The sequence below is a fragment of the Pseudomonas sp. IT-347P genome, assembly GCF_949768005.1.
GTDB lineage: Bacteria > Pseudomonadota > Gammaproteobacteria > Pseudomonadales > Pseudomonadaceae > Aquipseudomonas.
Genome location: NZ_CATKPQ010000044.1, coordinates 256,584 through 271,883, shown reverse-complemented (window position 1 = coordinate 271,883; position 15,300 = coordinate 256,584). Strand labels below are relative to the sequence as shown.

The 15,300-nt window shown below is 60.2% G+C and carries 14 protein-coding genes and 2 pseudogenes; 5 read left to right on the top strand and 11 right to left on the bottom strand.

The window, feature by feature from the left end; translation table 11 throughout:
* Positions 1-111: 111 nt before the first annotated feature.
* The 9 genes from prfB to ACM6IV_RS17460 form a co-directional block, all read right to left on the bottom strand.
* Positions 112-1,207 (bottom strand): peptide chain release factor 2 gene (prfB, locus tag ACM6IV_RS17500; RefSeq protein WP_099758102.1). Its coding sequence is split into 2 segments (ribosomal slippage): positions 112-1,134 and positions 1,136-1,207, totalling 1,095 coding nucleotides; the frame shifts between segments, so codons are not numbered across the junction.
* 310 nt (positions 1,208-1,517) lie between these two features.
* Positions 1,518-2,519 (bottom strand): diguanylate cyclase domain-containing protein, encoded by a 1,002-nt coding sequence (locus tag ACM6IV_RS17495; protein ID WP_414870953.1) that lies wholly within the window; start codon positions 2,517-2,519, stop codon positions 1,518-1,520.
* 48 nt (positions 2,520-2,567) lie between these two features.
* Positions 2,568-3,578: a chemotaxis response regulator protein-glutamate methylesterase gene (locus ACM6IV_RS17490; RefSeq protein ID WP_414870952.1), complete on the bottom strand. Its 1,011-nt coding sequence runs from the start codon at positions 3,576-3,578 to the stop codon at positions 2,568-2,570.
* Positions 3,575-5,863, bottom strand: coding sequence for a hybrid sensor histidine kinase/response regulator (locus tag ACM6IV_RS17485; protein WP_414870951.1), 2,289 nt, complete (start codon positions 5,861-5,863; stop codon positions 3,575-3,577). Before ACM6IV_RS17485 ends, ACM6IV_RS17490 begins: the two co-directional genes overlap by 4 nt.
* Entirely contained in the window at positions 5,860-6,543 is a 684-nt protein-coding gene (locus ACM6IV_RS17480; protein WP_414870950.1) for a chemotaxis protein CheW, read from the bottom strand. The genes ACM6IV_RS17485 and ACM6IV_RS17480 overlap by 4 nt, the downstream gene beginning before the upstream one ends.
* The gene (locus ACM6IV_RS17475; protein WP_414870949.1) at positions 6,540-7,811 is read right to left on the bottom strand and encodes a CheR family methyltransferase; all 1,272 of its coding nucleotides are present in this window, start codon (positions 7,809-7,811) and stop codon (positions 6,540-6,542) included. The genes ACM6IV_RS17480 and ACM6IV_RS17475 overlap by 4 nt, the downstream gene beginning before the upstream one ends.
* Entirely contained in the window at positions 7,808-8,344 is a 537-nt protein-coding gene (locus ACM6IV_RS17470; RefSeq protein ID WP_414870948.1) for a chemotaxis protein CheW, read from the bottom strand. The genes ACM6IV_RS17475 and ACM6IV_RS17470 overlap by 4 nt, the downstream gene beginning before the upstream one ends.
* The gene (locus ACM6IV_RS17465) at positions 8,344-9,966 is read right to left on the bottom strand and encodes a methyl-accepting chemotaxis protein (RefSeq protein WP_414870947.1); all 1,623 of its coding nucleotides are present in this window, start codon (positions 9,964-9,966) and stop codon (positions 8,344-8,346) included. Before ACM6IV_RS17465 ends, ACM6IV_RS17470 begins: the two co-directional genes overlap by 1 nt.
* A gap of 291 nt (positions 9,967-10,257) precedes the next feature.
* Complete coding sequence (locus tag ACM6IV_RS17460) at positions 10,258-10,980, bottom strand: tellurite resistance TerB family protein (protein WP_414870946.1); 723 nt, start codon at positions 10,978-10,980, stop codon at positions 10,258-10,260.
* Between the two features lie 122 nt (positions 10,981-11,102).
* Here ACM6IV_RS17460 and ACM6IV_RS17455 point away from each other — a divergent pair.
* A pseudogene (locus ACM6IV_RS17455) lies at positions 11,103-11,371 on the top strand (LysR substrate-binding domain-containing protein); the annotation flags it as partial.
* A pseudogene (locus tag ACM6IV_RS17450) lies at positions 11,371-11,579 on the top strand (hypothetical protein); the annotation flags it as partial. The pseudogenes ACM6IV_RS17455 and ACM6IV_RS17450, both read left to right, overlap by 1 nt.
* 16 nt (positions 11,580-11,595) lie before the next feature.
* Here ACM6IV_RS17450 and ACM6IV_RS17445 read toward each other — a convergent pair.
* Entirely contained in the window at positions 11,596-11,865 is a 270-nt protein-coding gene (locus tag ACM6IV_RS17445) for a hypothetical protein (RefSeq protein WP_414870945.1), read from the bottom strand.
* Positions 11,866-12,201: 336 nt separating this feature from the next.
* Here ACM6IV_RS17445 and ACM6IV_RS17440 point away from each other — a divergent pair, with 336 nt between their 5' ends.
* Both ACM6IV_RS17440 and ACM6IV_RS17435 read left to right on the top strand, forming a co-directional pair.
* On the top strand, positions 12,202-12,714 hold the full coding sequence (locus ACM6IV_RS17440; protein ID WP_414870944.1) for a Bro-N domain-containing protein: 513 nt from the start codon (positions 12,202-12,204) through the stop codon (positions 12,712-12,714).
* Between the two features lie 85 nt (positions 12,715-12,799).
* Positions 12,800-13,006 (top strand): hypothetical protein, encoded by a 207-nt coding sequence (locus ACM6IV_RS17435; RefSeq protein ID WP_414870943.1) that lies wholly within the window; start codon positions 12,800-12,802, stop codon positions 13,004-13,006.
* Here ACM6IV_RS17435 and ACM6IV_RS17430 read toward each other — a convergent pair.
* Complete coding sequence (locus tag ACM6IV_RS17430) at positions 13,003-13,188, bottom strand: hypothetical protein (protein ID WP_007908956.1); 186 nt, start codon at positions 13,186-13,188, stop codon at positions 13,003-13,005. The two genes, ACM6IV_RS17435 and ACM6IV_RS17430, sit on opposite strands and share 4 nt — an antisense overlap.
* A 400-nt stretch (positions 13,189-13,588) precedes the next feature.
* Between ACM6IV_RS17430 and ACM6IV_RS17425 the strand changes: the two genes are divergently transcribed.
* Positions 13,589-15,217 carry a glucan biosynthesis protein D gene (locus ACM6IV_RS17425; protein ID WP_414870942.1) on the top strand — a complete coding sequence of 543 codons (1,629 nt, stop codon included), beginning with the start codon at positions 13,589-13,591 and terminating at the stop codon, positions 15,215-15,217.
* Positions 15,218-15,300: the final 83 nt, after the last annotated feature.

The window sequence follows — 15,300 nt, the reverse complement described above, 5'->3', positions numbered from 1 at the left end:
TTTAGATATTCCATCAGGTTCGTTGCCCCCGGGCCTTGCGGCCCGGGGATCGCCAGCAGGGCTGGCTCCTACAGGGATCGTGCTGGATCAGCCGATCCTGTATTGCGTCTTTTACAGGCCCGATTTCAGGCTGGCTTCCAGGTATTCGTCGATATCACCGTCGAGTACCTTGTCGCAGTCGCTGCGTTCGATGTTGGTGCGCAGATCCTTGATCCGCGACGCATCGAGCACGTACGAGCGAATCTGGTGACCCCAGCCGATATCGGACTTGGTGTCTTCCAGCGCTTGCGACGCGGCGTTGCGTTTCTGCATTTCCTGCTCGTACAACTTGGCCCGCAGCATTTTCATCGCGGTGTCTTTGTTGGCGTGCTGGGAACGTTCGTTCTGGCAACTGACCACGGTGTTGGTCGGTACGTGGGTGATACGTACGGCCGAGTCGGTGGTGTTTACGTGCTGGCCACCGGCACCGGAGGAACGATAGGTGTCGATCCGCAGGTCTGCCGGGTTGATTTCGATTTCCACCTTGTCGTCGATCTCTGGCGAGACGAACACCGCGGAAAACGAAGTGTGGCGACGGTTGCCGGAGTCGAACGGACTTTTGCGCACCAGACGGTGCACGCCGATCTCGGTACGCAGCCAGCCAAAGGCGTATTCGCCCTTGATGTGCACGGTCGCCCCTTTGATACCGGCGACTTCACCGGCCGACAGTTCCATGATGGTCGCGTCGAAACCGCGTTTGTCCGCCCAGCGCAGGTACATGCGCAGCAGGATGTTGGCCCAGTCCTGGGCTTCGGTGCCGCCGGAACCGGCCTGGATGTCCAGGTAGGCGTTGTTCGGGTCCATTTCATGGCTGAACATGCGGCGGAATTCCAGCTTGGCCAGATTTTCCTCGAGACGGGCCAGCTCGGCGACGACATCGCCCACTGCGCCTTCGTCGTTTTCTTCGACGGCCATGTCCAGCAGGTCACGGCAATCGGCCAGACCGCCGTTCAGCTCGTCGAGGGTGTCGACGATCTGCGCCAGCGCAGCGCGCTCGCGGCCCAGTTCCTGGGCGTATTCAGGTTTGTTCCAGACGCTCGGATCTTCAAGCTCGCGATTGACCTCGGTCAGACGCTCATGCTTTTGATCGTAGTCAAAGATACCCCCGAATAGTTTCGGAGCGCTCGGACAGGTCCTTGATGGTGTTCAGGATCGGATTGATTTCCATGACGGGCAGCACTCGTTGGCGAACTTTTGAAAGCCGGCGAGTATAACGTAATCAGGCTGTGACGGCAGCCCGTCTGGCGGGTGTGCGGATCATTAAAGCCGTTGCCCTCACCCTAACCCTCTCCCAGAGGTAGAGGGGACCGATTGGGGGATATTTGAGAGGTACGCCGACGTGAAAGGGCTTTGCCGAATCCGGAATCGCCAAGCCTGAAGATCCATAATCGACTCGGTCGATCAGGTCGATGTACAGCGCCAGACACCTCGGTCGGCCCCCTCTCCCCCCGGGAGAGGGCTGGGGTGAGGGTCAGCCGTTACTCGATCCCGACCTGGTTACGGCCATTGTTCTTGGCCAGATACAACCCACGATCCGCCGCTGAAATCAGCAACCGGCAATCGCTACCCGCCTGCGGCACCATCGTCGCCAGACCAATACTGATGGTCAGGCTCGCCCCTTCCGCCGGGGTGTTGTGCGGAATCTTCAGCGAGGCCACGGTCTGGCGCAGTTTCTCCGCGACCAGTCGTGCACCGCCCGGCGAGGTGTTCGGCAGCACCAGCACAAACTCCTCACCACCATAACGCGCCGGCAGATCCGAAGGTCGTGCGCTGGCCTCGCGGATCGCCGTGGCGACCTTGCGCAGCGCTTCATCGCCTTCAACGTGACCAAAGCTGTCGTTGTAGGACTTGAAGTAATCGACGTCGATCATCAACAGCGACAACTGACTCTGATCCCGCAGCGAGCGGCGCCACTCCAGTTCCAGGTACTCGTCGAAGTGCCGGCGGTTGGACAGCCCGGTCAGGCCATCGGAGTTCATCAACCGTTGCAGCACCAGATTGGTGTCGAGCAATTGCTGCTGGCTGACCCGCAGCGCGCGGTACGCGGCATCGCGCTGCAGCAGGGTCATGTACGAGCGCGAGTGATAGCGGATGCGCGCCACCAGTTCGATGGTGTCCGGCAGCTTCACCAGATAATCGTTGGCGCCGGCGGAGAACGCCGCGCTCTTGATCAGCGGGTCTTCCTTGGTCGACAGGACGATGATCGGAATGTCCTTGGTCGCCGGATGATTGCGATACTCACGCACCAGGCTCAGGCCATCGAGGCCAGGCATCACCAGATCCTGGAGAATCACCGTCGGCTTGATCCGCACCGCTTGCGCAATGGCCTGATGCGGATCGGAGCAGAAGTGAAAGTCGATGTTCTCTTCATTCGACAGCCCACGGCGCACGGCTTCGCCGATCATCGCCTGATCATCCACCAACAACACCATGGCGGCGTTTTCGTCGGTTTTAATGTCGTCGATCTGTAAGTCATTCATGGGCGGTCACCTGTGTACTGCGGGGGCCAGGATTGCGGATAAACCTGTTCATTTGGGAAAAACCTCCAGCAATCGTGGCGCTATCTTTTCCAGTGCACGGATTTCGACGGCGGCATCAACCGCCGCTGCAGCCTTGGGCATGCCGTACACTGCACTGCTTTGCTGATCTTGCGCGATGGTCAGGTAACCCTGCTGACGCATGAGCTTAAGCCCTTGCGCGCCGTCGCGCCCCATCCCGGTCAATAAAACCCCGATCGCGTCACCATTCCAATAACTGGCGACACTCTCGAAAAACACATCGATCGAAGGGCGGTAGATCTCATTGACCGGCTCGGCGGTGTAAGCCAGCGTGCCGTTTTTCAACAAGCGAATATGGTGGTTGGTGCCGGCCAGCAGCACCGCACCGGCCTGCGGCGGTTCGCCTTCACGGGCCAGACGCACATCGAGGCCGCTGGCGCTGGCCAGCCATTCGGCCATGCCGGCAGCGAACACCTGATCGACATGCTGCACCAGTACGATCGCCGCCGAAAATTCCCTCGGCAAGCCTTTGAGCAGCACTTCAAGCGCCGCCGGCCCACCCGCGGATGAGCCGATCGCCACCAGCCGCTGGCGCGAAGCCGAACTGCGCTGGGCCGCCGGCGCCGGCCGGGAACGCGTGGGTTTCTCGCCGATCAGCCAGCCAATATTGAGGATCTTGCGCAGCAACGGCGCCGCCGCTTCCTGAGCATTGCCGGCGCCGAGGGCGGGGGTATCGACCACGTCCAGCGCGCCGTGGCCCATGGCTTCGAAGACGCGGTGCACGTTCTGCTGGCGGTCCACGGTCACGATGACGATCGCGCACGGGGTTTCGGCCATAATCCGGCGGGTGGCTTCGATGCCGTCCATCACCGGCATGATCAGGTCCATCAGGATCAGATCCGGGGTGTTTTCGGCGCACAGTTGCACCGCCTCGGCGCCATTGCGGGCGACCCAGACCACCTGATGCGCCGGCTCGAAGGCCAGCGCCCGGCGCAGCGCCTCGACCGCCATGGGCATGTCGTTGACAATGGCGATCCTCATGCCCGCGCTCCTCCGATCAACTCGACCACTGCGTCGAGCAGGGCGTCGTCATGAAAACTGGCTTTGGCCAAATAATAGTCGGCGCCGGCATCGAGGCCACGGCGGCGATCCTCTTCGCGATCCTTGTACGACACGACCATCACCGGCAGCGATTGCAGACGGTTGTCGCGGCGCAGCAGCGTGACCAGCTCGATGCCGTCCATGCGCGGCATGTCGATGTCGGTGATCAGCAAATCGAAGTCCTCCGAACGCAGTGCGTTCCAGCCGTCCATGCCGTCCACTGCCACCGCGACGTCGTAGCCGCGATTGAGCAGCAGCTTGCGTTGCAGCTCGCGCACGGTCAGCGAGTCGTCGACCACCAGCACCCGCTTGCGCGCAGCTTCTGCGGCCTGATGACCGTGGCGGGCGATGCGCTCAAGACGCCCGGTATTGAGCAGTTTGTCCACCGAACGCAGCATGTCTTCGACATCGACGATCAGCACCACCGAACCGTCGTCGAGCAAGGCCCCGGCGGAGATGTCCTGCACTTTGCCCAGACGCTCGTCGAGTGGCAAGACCACCATTGTGCGCTCGCCAATAAAGCGCTCCACAGCAACGCCATACACCGCATCACGCTCGCGGATCACCACGACTTTCAGGGTTTCGCCACTGTTCTGGCTACCCGGACGGTTAAGCAACTGGCTGGCCGCAACCAGCCCGACATGCTGACCTTCGTGCCAGAAATGCTGACGACCCTCGACCTGCACAATGTCTTCGGGGGCCAGATCACACATGCGTTCGATGTGTGCCAGCGGGAAGGCATACGCCTCTTCGCCCACTTCCACCACCAGACTGCGCACCACTGACAGGGTCAGCGGCACTTCCAGATGGAAGCGACTGCCCTCACCCGCCGTTTGCTCCAGCACCACGGCACCGCGCAACTGGCGAACCATGTGTTGAACGGCATCGAGGCCAACGCCCCGCCCGGACACTTCGGTGACCGTGTCGCGCAGGCTGAAACCAGGCAGGAAGAGGAAGGTCAGCAGTTCTTCTTCACTCAATTGCGCAGCGGTTTCGGCTGGGGATAACTGCCGTTCGACGATGCTGCGGCGGACCTTTTCCAGATCAACGCCATTGCCGTCATCGCTCAACTCCAGCACCAGCAGACCGGCCTGATGCGAGGCGCGCAGGCGGATCAGGCCTTCTTCCGGCTTGCCCTTGAGCAGGCGTTGTTCCGGGGTTTCGATGCCGTGATCGACCGCGTTGCGCAGCAAATGGGTCAGCGGTGCTTCGAGTTTTTCCAGAACATCGCGGTCAACCTGGGTTTTCTCGCCTTCGATCTCCAGCCGTACCTGTTTGCCAAGGCTGCGGCCCAGATCCCGGACCATGCGCACCTGACCGGTCAGCACGTCCGCGAATGGCCGCATGCGGCAAGCCAACGCGGTGTCGTAGAGCACTTGCGCACGTTGACTGGCTTGCCAGGCGAATTCGTCGAGTTCGGCGTTTTTCTCGCTCAGCAGTTGCTGGGATTCGGCGAGCAACCGGCGCGCGTCCTCCAAGGCCTCAAGCGCCTCCAGACTCAGCGCGTGTTCCTTGAGGTGGACGTTGAGGTTTTCCAGCGCGCGCAGGCCGTTGTTCTGCATGCGTTTGAGGCGTTGCATGGTCGCCAGATGCGGTTTGAGACGCTGAGTTTCCACCAGCGACTTGCTCGACAGATCGAGCAGGCTGTTCAGGCGTTCGGCGGTGACCCGCAGCACCCGCTCGCCTCCTTCGGTGGTGCGTTTGCTCTTGCGTGGCACAGGTTCCGAGGAATCGACCGGGGCTTCCACGATCGGCGCTGGCGCGGGTTCAAACACCGGCGGCGCGTCAAGTGGCAACCCGGCCATCGGCGGCGCTGTGAACGTTGTTCGCGGCGTCGACGGATCGAGTAAATCCGCCATCAATGCCACATAAGCTTCAATCTCGCTCGCTTGCGGCGCATTGGCCGGCGTAGCGATGCGCATCAGCAAATCGGTGCCCTGCAATAACGCATCGATATGTTCAGGCCGCAGCAGCAAGCGCCCTTCCTGCGCACTGACCAGACAATCTTCCATGACATGCGCGACGCTGACGCCGCTGTCGATCCCGACAATTCGCGCCGCACCTTTGAGCGAATGCGCCGCGCGCATGCACGACTCAAGTTGATCAGCCTGGGTCGGGTTGCGCTCCAGAGCCAGCAAACCGGCACTGAGCACTTGGGTCTGAGCTTCGGCTTCGAGGCTGAACAACTCAAGCAGCGACGCATCGCGCATTTGCTCGGGGGTCATGTGAGGCTCCGGGTCACGGCGGACAACAACTGTTCTTCATCCAGCCAACGCAGGCTGCGACCGCGATATTGCAGAACGCCACGGGTGTACTTGGCACTGGCTTGCGCGCCGGACTGCGACGCGGCAGCGAGAATGCGTTCATCGATGGCATGAATGCCGTCGACCTCATCCACCGGCACCACCACCGGCCCGCCATGGGCCGCGATGATCAGCATGCGCGGCATGATGCGCGCGCCGGTGGCGGGCGCGGCGTTGCCATCCAGACCCAACAGTTCGACCAGCGACAGGCACGCCACCAGCGCGCCGCGCACATTGGCCACGCCGAGCAAGGCGCGCGAGCGCTGGTGCGGTAATGAGTGAATCGCCTGCAGCGGCGCCACTTCAACGAGGCTGCGCGTCGCCAGCCCCAGCCATTCTTCGCCGAGCCGGAACATCAGCAGCGAGCGGGTTTTCACATCGCTTTCCACGGCGATCGCCACCGGGTCCCGCTCGTCCTGCTGCAACGCATAACGGTCGAGCAGGCGCGTGGCCGCGGCGGAATACACCGAGCAATTGCGGCAATGAATATGCGCTTCCAGCAGCGGACAGGACTTGTCGCCATGAATGCCGATACGGTTCCAGCAATCATCGATGGCCCGGGCGTCTTCGTGGGTGACGTTCAAGGTGTCGGACGGGATCATCGTTTACGCTCACTGTCGGCGGTGCGGCCGCTGCGGGCGGCGCGCTCCTGCAATCGTCTGGCACCCGCCGTGTCGCCCTGGGCCTGCAGCAGCGCGGCCAGGTGCATCAACGCTTCGGGGTGTTGCGGTTCAAGGTACAACGCTTTGCGGTAGAAACCCTGAGCTTCGAGGGTCAGACCAGCGACGTCGCTGAGCAGGCCGAGCCAGTAAAACACCTGAGCCACCGGTTCATGGCTGCGCAGATACTGTTCGCAGGCGGCACGGGCCTCGGCACTTTTGCCTTCGTTGGCCAGTGCGGCGATGTTGGCCAGCAGGGTCGCGGCGTCCGGGTTCGCGCTTTTGCTGGCAATCGGCAGTGGCGTCACGGCGGTGAACGGTCGATTGCGCACCACCGGAGGCGGCGTGCTGCGCAGAGTTTGGCTGACCGGTAAGGTGAGCGGTTTGGGTGTCGGCAGCGGTTCGGGGTGCGGATCGCTGTGGCGGCTGAACGCGAAAGACTGCGGGATACCGATCGAGCGCATGCCCAGACGCCCGAGCAGACTGCCCTCGGCCGGTCCGATAAACAGCACGCCATCGAAATGTGTCAGGCGCTTGAGCACTTCGAACACCCGTTTTTGCGTCGGCTGATCGAAATAAATCAGCAGGTTGCGGCAGAACACGAAATCGAACGCCGGTTCGCTGGCGAGAAGCGTCGGATCGAGCACATTGCCGACCTGCAAGCGCACCTGCTCACGCACTTCGTCATTGACCCGATGGCCTTCCTGCTCAGGCGTGAAATGCCGGTCGCGAAAATCCAGATCCTGACCGCGAAACGAATTCCTGCCATACAGTGCGCGCCGTGCCTTTTCCACCGACAGCGGGCTGACGTCCATGCCATCGACCTTGAACTGATGCGGTTTGAGCCCGGCATCAAGCAAGGCCATGGCAATCGAATAAGGCTCTTCGCCGGTGGAACACGGCAGACTCAGAATGCGCAGTGCGCGCATGTTGTTCAGCTCGGCGAGGCGATTGCGTGCCAGTTTACCCAGCGTGGCGAAGGATTCCGGATAACGGAAAAACCACGTTTCCGGGACGATCACCGCTTCGATCAGTGCTTGTTGTTCATCCCGCGAGCCTTGCAGCAGCTGCCAGTACTCATCGGCATGCACGGCTTGCGACAGCGTCGTGCGCTGACGCACGGCGCGCTCGATGATCGCTGGGCCGACCGAGGTCACATCGAGGCCAATGCGCTCCTTGAGAAAGTCGAAAAAGCGCTGATCGCTGCTCATGACTGCGCCTCAAGCTGCGCCGGATTCAGCGGTGGATCGGGGAACAGCACCCGGCGCACGGCGTCATCGAGCAAGTCATTGACCCGCACCCATTGCACCAATCCCTGGGCATCTTCACGCACCGGGCCGAGGTAAGGCGCCTCGCGGTTGTCGAGGCCGTAAGGCTGAAACTCCTGCAGATTGCAACGCAGGGTGTCGGTGGCCTGTTCGAGAATCAGTCCCAGCCATTGCGCAGGTTGCGATTCATCTGGCTGGTAATTGACCAGCACCAGACGGGTGCTGGTGCGCGCCTCGGCGGGATGGCCGAAGGTCAATGCGCTAAGGTCGATTACCGGCACCACCACACCGCGATAGGCAAACACTCCGGCGACCCACTGCGGCGCCCGCGCGATCGGCTTCAACGGCAAACGTGGCAGCACTTCCGCCACTTCAGTGGCACGCAAGGCGTAGCGCTCACTGCCGATGCGAAACAGCAGGAACAACGCCGGCTTCGCCACCTGCGCGGCGCTGCGTTTGGCGATGATTTCGCTCATCAGACTTTGAATCGCGAAACGCCACTGCGCAGCCCGACGGCCACCTGGCTCAGTTCGTCGATGGCGAAACTGGCCTGACGCAGCGACTCGACGGTCTGGCTGCTGGCGTCACCCAACTGCACCAGCGCGTGGTTGATCTGCTCGGCGCCGGTGGCCTGGGCCTGCATGCCTTCGTTGACCATCAACACCCGCGGCGCCAAGGCCTGCACCTGATGGATGATCTGCGACAGTTGCTCGCCGACCTGCTGCACTTCGGACATGCCACGACGGACTTCTTCGGAGAACTTGTCCATGCCCATGACACCCGCCGACACCGCCGACTGAATCTCGCGAACCATCTGCTCGATGTCGTAAGTGGCGACAGCGGTCTGATCCGCCAGACGCCGTACTTCAGTGGCGACCACGGCAAAACCGCGACCGTATTCACCGGCTTTCTCGGCTTCAATGGCGGCATTGAGCGACAACAGGTTGGTCTGGTCGGCAACTTTGACGATGGTTACCACCACCTGATTGATGTTGCCGGCCTTCTCATTGAGGATTGCCAGTTTGGCGTTGACCAGATCGGCCGCGCCCATGACCGAGTGCATGGTGTCTTCCATCCGTGCCAGGCCTTGCTGACCGGAGCCGGCGAGCACCGAGGCCTGATCGGCGGCGGTGGACACTTCGGTCATGGTGCGTACCAGATCGCGCGAAGTGGCCGCAATCTCACGGGACGTCGCGCCGATTTCGGTAGTGGTCGCGGCGGTTTCGGTGGCGGTGGCTTGTTGTTGCTTGGAGGTGGCAGCGATCTCGGTCACCGAGGTGGTGACCTGCACCGACGAGCGCTGTGCCTGGGACACCAGCGCGGTCAGCTCGGTCATCATATCGTTGAAGCCGGTTTCGACGGCGCCGAACTCGTCCTTGCGGTCGAGGTTCAGGCGCGAACTGAGGTCACCGGTGCGCATGGTTTCGAGGATCTGCACGATGCGGTTCATCGGCGCCATGATCGCGCGCATCAGCAACAAACCGCACAGGCCGGCGGCCAGCACCGCGACCAGCAGGGAAATGAACATGCTGACTTTGGCGGCCGCCACTGCATCGTCGATGTTGTTCATGGCCTGATCGGCAACGCGTTTGTTTTCGCCGATGATGTCGTTGAGCTTCATGCGCCCGGCGTACCAGGCTGGCGTGAGTTTTTCGTGGAACATCCTGACTGCGTCCGCTTCAAGATTGCGCTTGTGCAGGTCCAGCACGGCATCCTGAATCTGGATGTAGGCGTCGTGGTACTTCTCGAACGCGGCGAATTCGGTACGGTCCTCGTCGGTCGCCATGGTCTTGCGATAGTTCGCCATTTGCTCCTGCAAACGCGCCTCGAAAGCCTTGTAGTCCGCCGCGTCCTCGCTGGAAATACCCAGGCCTTCCTTGAGTCCGAGCAGTTCTTGCGTCTGCAGATAACTGTCGACCCAGGCGCCACGGATCATCGAGCTGTAATAAACGCCGGGAATCGCGTCATCACGCACGCTGTTTTCACTGGCCTCGATCTTCAACAGGCGTGAATACGAAACGACGACCATCAGCAACATGATGGCGATAATCACCGCAAAGCTCGCCAAAATGCGTTGGCGCAACGTCCAGTTCTTCACAGTGATTCCTCGTGCCTGATCGAAATGCGGGGAGTATAGCCGAGGGCGGTGTTTCATTTATAAGACGCTTTTTAACCCTCGGGTCTGTCCGACGTGGTTGGCGGCAAGGCTCTGGGGTGGGACTGTCCGATAATTTGGGGTGGGCGTACCAGTGGAATAATGGCAAAAAAGGGCGGTGGATCGGTCATTGCTTATGCTGTGCGGCGGAAAATGCCTTCGCGAGCAAGCTCGCACACATTGGAACGCAATACTGTGTGGGAGCGAGCTTGCTCGCGAAGGGGCCAGCCGGGTTTACGCCGATGCGATGCGCACCTGCTTTTCCAGCTCCACCTTCAACCCCGGCTCCAGCTTCAACTGCCGCGCCAGTTCATCCAGATAGCTCTTCTCCATGAAGTTCTCCTCATCCACCAGCATCACACTGGCGATGTACATCTCCGCGGCCATTTCCGGCGTACTCGCGGCGCGGGCAACGTCGGTAGGGTCGAGGGGTTTGTTGAGTTCGGCGTGCAGCCAGTGCTGCAGTTCCTGGTCGTTATCGAGTTTGGTGAATTCGCCTTCGATCAGTTGGCGCTCGCGGTCATCGATGTGACCGTCGGCCTTCGCGGCAGCGACCAGCGCCTTGAGAATGGCCTGGCTGTGTTGTTCGGCCTGCGCCGGTGGCAGACGGTCGAGGGTCTGTGGTTCGCGTTGCGGGGCGGTGCCTTTTTGCGCGTTGTAGTTGCCATAAGCCTTGTAAGCCAGCACGCCCAGCGCGGCCAACCCGCCGTAGATAGCTACTTTGCCGCCGACCTTGCGTACCTTCTTGTTCCCCAGCAGCAGCCCCATCGCGCCAGCCGCCAGTGCACCGCCACCTGCACCTGACAGCAAACCGCCAAGGCCACCGGAGCCTGTAGCGCCGCCGAGCAAACCGCCCAAGCTACCACCAGCCGTTTTGTTCTGCGCTCCGCCAGCCTTGTTCTGCAACAGATCCTGGCCAGACTTGAGCAGTTGATCGAGCAATCCACGGGTGTTCATGTTCCGCCTCCTAAACAGGGGTTATCCGGATCTATAAGGCCCTCAGCCTAGTTCGAAAGTGCCCCTGTTCGACCTGCGAGTGTGCTTCCAGATGTTGCTCAGGACGCGCAGGCCCTTTGCAAAAACGGCCTGACATCGAACACTCACTGGTCAGCGGCGAGATCGATGTCGGCGTGTCGATCCTCTCCAATCTCGAAGACCGCCACGTCTTGCAGACCGAAGAGCTGAGCCACTCGCCCACCGTTTATGGCTGTCGGCCCAGCATCCACTGCTGGAGCACGACAGCATCAATCTCGCCAGCATCGCCCATGAACCGTTGATTCAGCTCAACGTCGATGAAATGGATCGCAACGCTCGGCGTCTATGGCGCGGCGCCGGGCCGCAACCGAAGTCATCAACATGGCCTGGCCACGTAGGTCGGATGCGGCGTGGTACGTGAACTATGCCATGGTGTTGAGCACGGCCATCGTGATTGGTTTGGGGCTGGTTTATACGCGGATTGGCAAGCCTTATGACCATGGTAAGGGCCGGCTGGGGATGCGTGGAAGGTGAGTCGCCAAGAGCCTGTGATCCCGGCACTGACAGGTGCAGGGCTTTAGGAAAGCCAAGAAAACATCAAAAAGAAAGCTCTGCCTGATCGTGCTTCAGCAAGGAAATACGATCGAACAGTTTGATTTTTTCATTGGCTTTTTGCTTGGCGTGATCGGACATGAATGCAACCAATTCTTCGAGCTGAGTGACGTCTCCGACCACTTTGAATTCCTTTTCCTTGTTGACGAAAACAAGCGACTTCTTCTTTCTCGACAACAATTCAATGACGTTGCTGAGCGTGCCGGTGCTCTTTGCATCCCGGATCATCAAGCCGTAGTCGGCTGCTTCGGCCATGACGACGTTTGTCCAGCACCCAGCCCTGAAACCAAGGGCCGAGCATCTGCAGCGATGCGCAAGATTCAAACAAATAACGGAAAAAACACAGGTTAAGGGTGGTCTCGCTGGTGCCAGTGCAAAAACAGGCATTTCCTACAGATACGACTTTCAGAGATAAATCCTCTTTCCTACAGAAGGTATCGATAGAGCCGACTTGGCGTCGTAGGTTGCTAGCCGATAGGCTTTCTCTCGGCGGCGAAATCAGCGGCCCGGTGTCGAAGCCGGAACAAAATCAACATGGCGCAACCGCGCTCATTTGAGTGGCGGCTCTATTCTCGATATTGGAGTCGACAAATGCCTAACCACGTACAAATTCCTTCTGAAACCTCCGCTTTCTTCACCCCCACCATCTTCACCCGCCACAACCGTTTCCTCCACGCCTTCATGCAAGATCACGAAGCCTGGTTCTGTGTTCAGGATCTCGGTCGCCTGATGGGCTATCCGCTAAACGAACGCCTCACCCTGAAACTCGATCCCGATCAGCGTCGCCATGTCCTTCTGCGTCGGGACGGCGAAATCATCGATTGCGCGATGGTCAGCGAGTCTGGCCTGTTCGCCCTGCTCGTCCATCACTTCGTCCCGGAAAACCGTCACCTGCGCCAGTGGTTGAGCCATGAAGTCATCCCGATGTTGCGTGAAACCCATTCAAGTCCAGTGGAGAACCACCCAAGTCTGAGTTCGATGCACTGGGCAGGCGTCACCGTGCCGCTGCTGCACTGGCAGCAGCAGGCGTGGGTCAAATGGCGGGATGTACCAGAGTTGATGCACGGCCAGCGGCCGTATCCGGTTCAGGGGACTTGTTGCTAAACCCCAGTGAACAAAAAACCTGTGGCGAGGAAGCTAGCTCCCTCGCCACAGGTTTAGCGTGTCCCCTCTAGCGAGTTGAATTCAGATGAGTAGAACTGTTCTCAAATTTTCTCAGATTGAGGAAGTGATTCCCTGTGATGAAAGCTTTGCGATCTCTTTCCTGAAACTAAACGACAGTGCCGAGCTTCAGAAAGCCATTGCCGTCGGCATCGACGATGCCGACGCAGGCAATTTGATTGACCTGGCCACCGTAAAAGCCAAATGGCTTTCACGGTGCCCACCCCAGCGTTAAAACCGCGAAACACTCCGCATCGCATCCACCAGATAGCGCATCGCAATCCGGTCATTCTCCGAAAGCTCCCGATAACGCTCCACCAGCTTCACTTCGTCAGAGCTGAGCCGACGCCTTTTGCGGCCGCTGCCGAGGCAGGGAAAGATGCCCAACATATCGGTGATCCCTTGTATTTTTGCCATGGACGATGTCCTTCAATACTTCAAAGAATTGCTAAACCACCACATCGCCCTGCCCCTTACAGCAGCGCCGTGTGCCCTACCGGTCAGATGGGTCGCGCCGGTCATGCCCATAGAATAGAAATTAAATCGGCGCTGAAAAGTGGTTTTTAGAGTAATTAGTCGAAAAAAGCAGATATGCCGTGTAAATCAGAACCCCCTGTCAGACTTTTAACCGACATGTCTTGTTTCATTGACACAATGGCGCGGTGAATCAACGAATTTTGCATTGCGAGCGAACCGTTTAAGCTAGCGGGCATCTGTTAATAGTCCGTTGCGTTTGGCCGAAGGCTTGTCCGAACCGTTATTTCTGATCCAGCACGTGCCAGGAACGGCGCGGGATTGCTCACGACAGGTTGTATTTATGCATCGCAGGAATTTGCTCAAAGCGTCCATGGCCATTGCGGCTTACACCGGTCTTTCGGCCACCGGCCTGCTGGCCAGCCGTGCCTGGGCGGCCAATGGCGGCGCCGCCGATGGCGAGGCGCAGGCGTTCGACTTCGAAGCGCTGAAGCGTCAGGCCAAGCAACTGGCCGGCAACGCTTATCAGGACACCAAACAGGTGCTGCCGCCGACCCTGGCGACCATGACCCCGCAGAACTTCAACGCGATCCGCTACGACGGCGAGCATTCGCTGTGGAAGGAAAACAAGGGGCAGCTGGACGTGCAGTTCTTCCACGTCGGCATGGGTTTCCGTCAGCCGGTACGCATGTACAGCGTCGACGCCAAGACCCGCACTGCCCGGGAAGTGCATTTCCGCCCGGCGCTGTTCAACTACGAAAACACCTCGGTCGACACGCAGCAGTTGAAAGGCGATCTGGGTTTTGCCGGCTTCAAGCTGTTCAAAGCGCCGGAGCTGGATCGTCACGATGTGTTGTCGTTCCTCGGCGCCAGCTATTTCCGTGCGGTAGACGCCACTGGCCAATATGGCCTCTCGGCGCGCGGCCTGGCGATCGACACATACGCGAAAAAACGCGAAGAATTCCCTGACTTCACCAAGTTCTGGTTCGAAACGCCGGACAAGAACGCCACACGCTTTGTCGTCTACGCCCTGCTCGATTCGCCGAGTGCCACTGGCGCCTATCGCTTTGACATCGATTGCCAGGCCGAGCGCGTGGTGATGGAAGTCGACGCGCACATCAACGCGCGCACCGCCATCGAACAACTGGGCATCTCGCCGATGACCAGCATGTTCAGCTGCGGCACTCACGAACGCCGCATGTGCGACACCATTCACCCGCAAATCCACGATTCGGATCGTCTGGCCATGTGGCGCGGCAATGGTGAGTGGATCTGCCGTCCGCTGAACAACCCGGCGACCCTGCAGTTCAACGCGTTCGCCGATACCGACCCGAAAGGTTTTGGTCTGGTACAGACCGACCACGAGTTCGCTAATTATCAGGACACCGTCGACTGGTACAGCAAGCGCCCGAGCCTGTGGGTAGAACCGACCACCGCGTGGGGCGAAGGCTCTATCGATCTGCTGGAAATTCCTACCACCGGCGAGACCCTCGATAACATCGTGGCGTTCTGGACGCCGAAAAAACCGGTGGCTGCTGGCGATTCGCTGAATTATGGCTACAAGCTTTACTGGAGCGCTCTACCGCCGGTGGGCACGCCGTTGGCCCGCGTACATGCGACCCGTTCCGGGATGGGCGGCTTCGTTGAAGGTTGGGCACCGGGCGAGCATTATCCGCCGGTGTGGGCACGTCGTTTTGCCGTGGACTTCGCCGGCGGCGGTCTGGATCGCCTGCCGCAGGGCACCGGGATCGAGCCAGTGGTGACGTGTTCGAACGGCAAGGTGCAGGACTTCAGCGTGCTGGTGCTGGATGACATCAAGGGTTACCGGATCCTGTTTGACTGGTACCCGACCAATGACAGCGTGGAGCCGGTGGAGCTGCGCTTGTTCATCCGCACCAATGACCGCACGTTGAGCGAGACCTGGTTGTACCAGTATTTCCCGCCGGCGCCGGACAAGCGTAAGTACCCTTGAGGGTTCTCTAGCGTCTGATCGGGCCTCATCGCGAGCAGGCTCACTCCCACAGTTGATCTGTGTCGAACACGAATTTTTTGTGA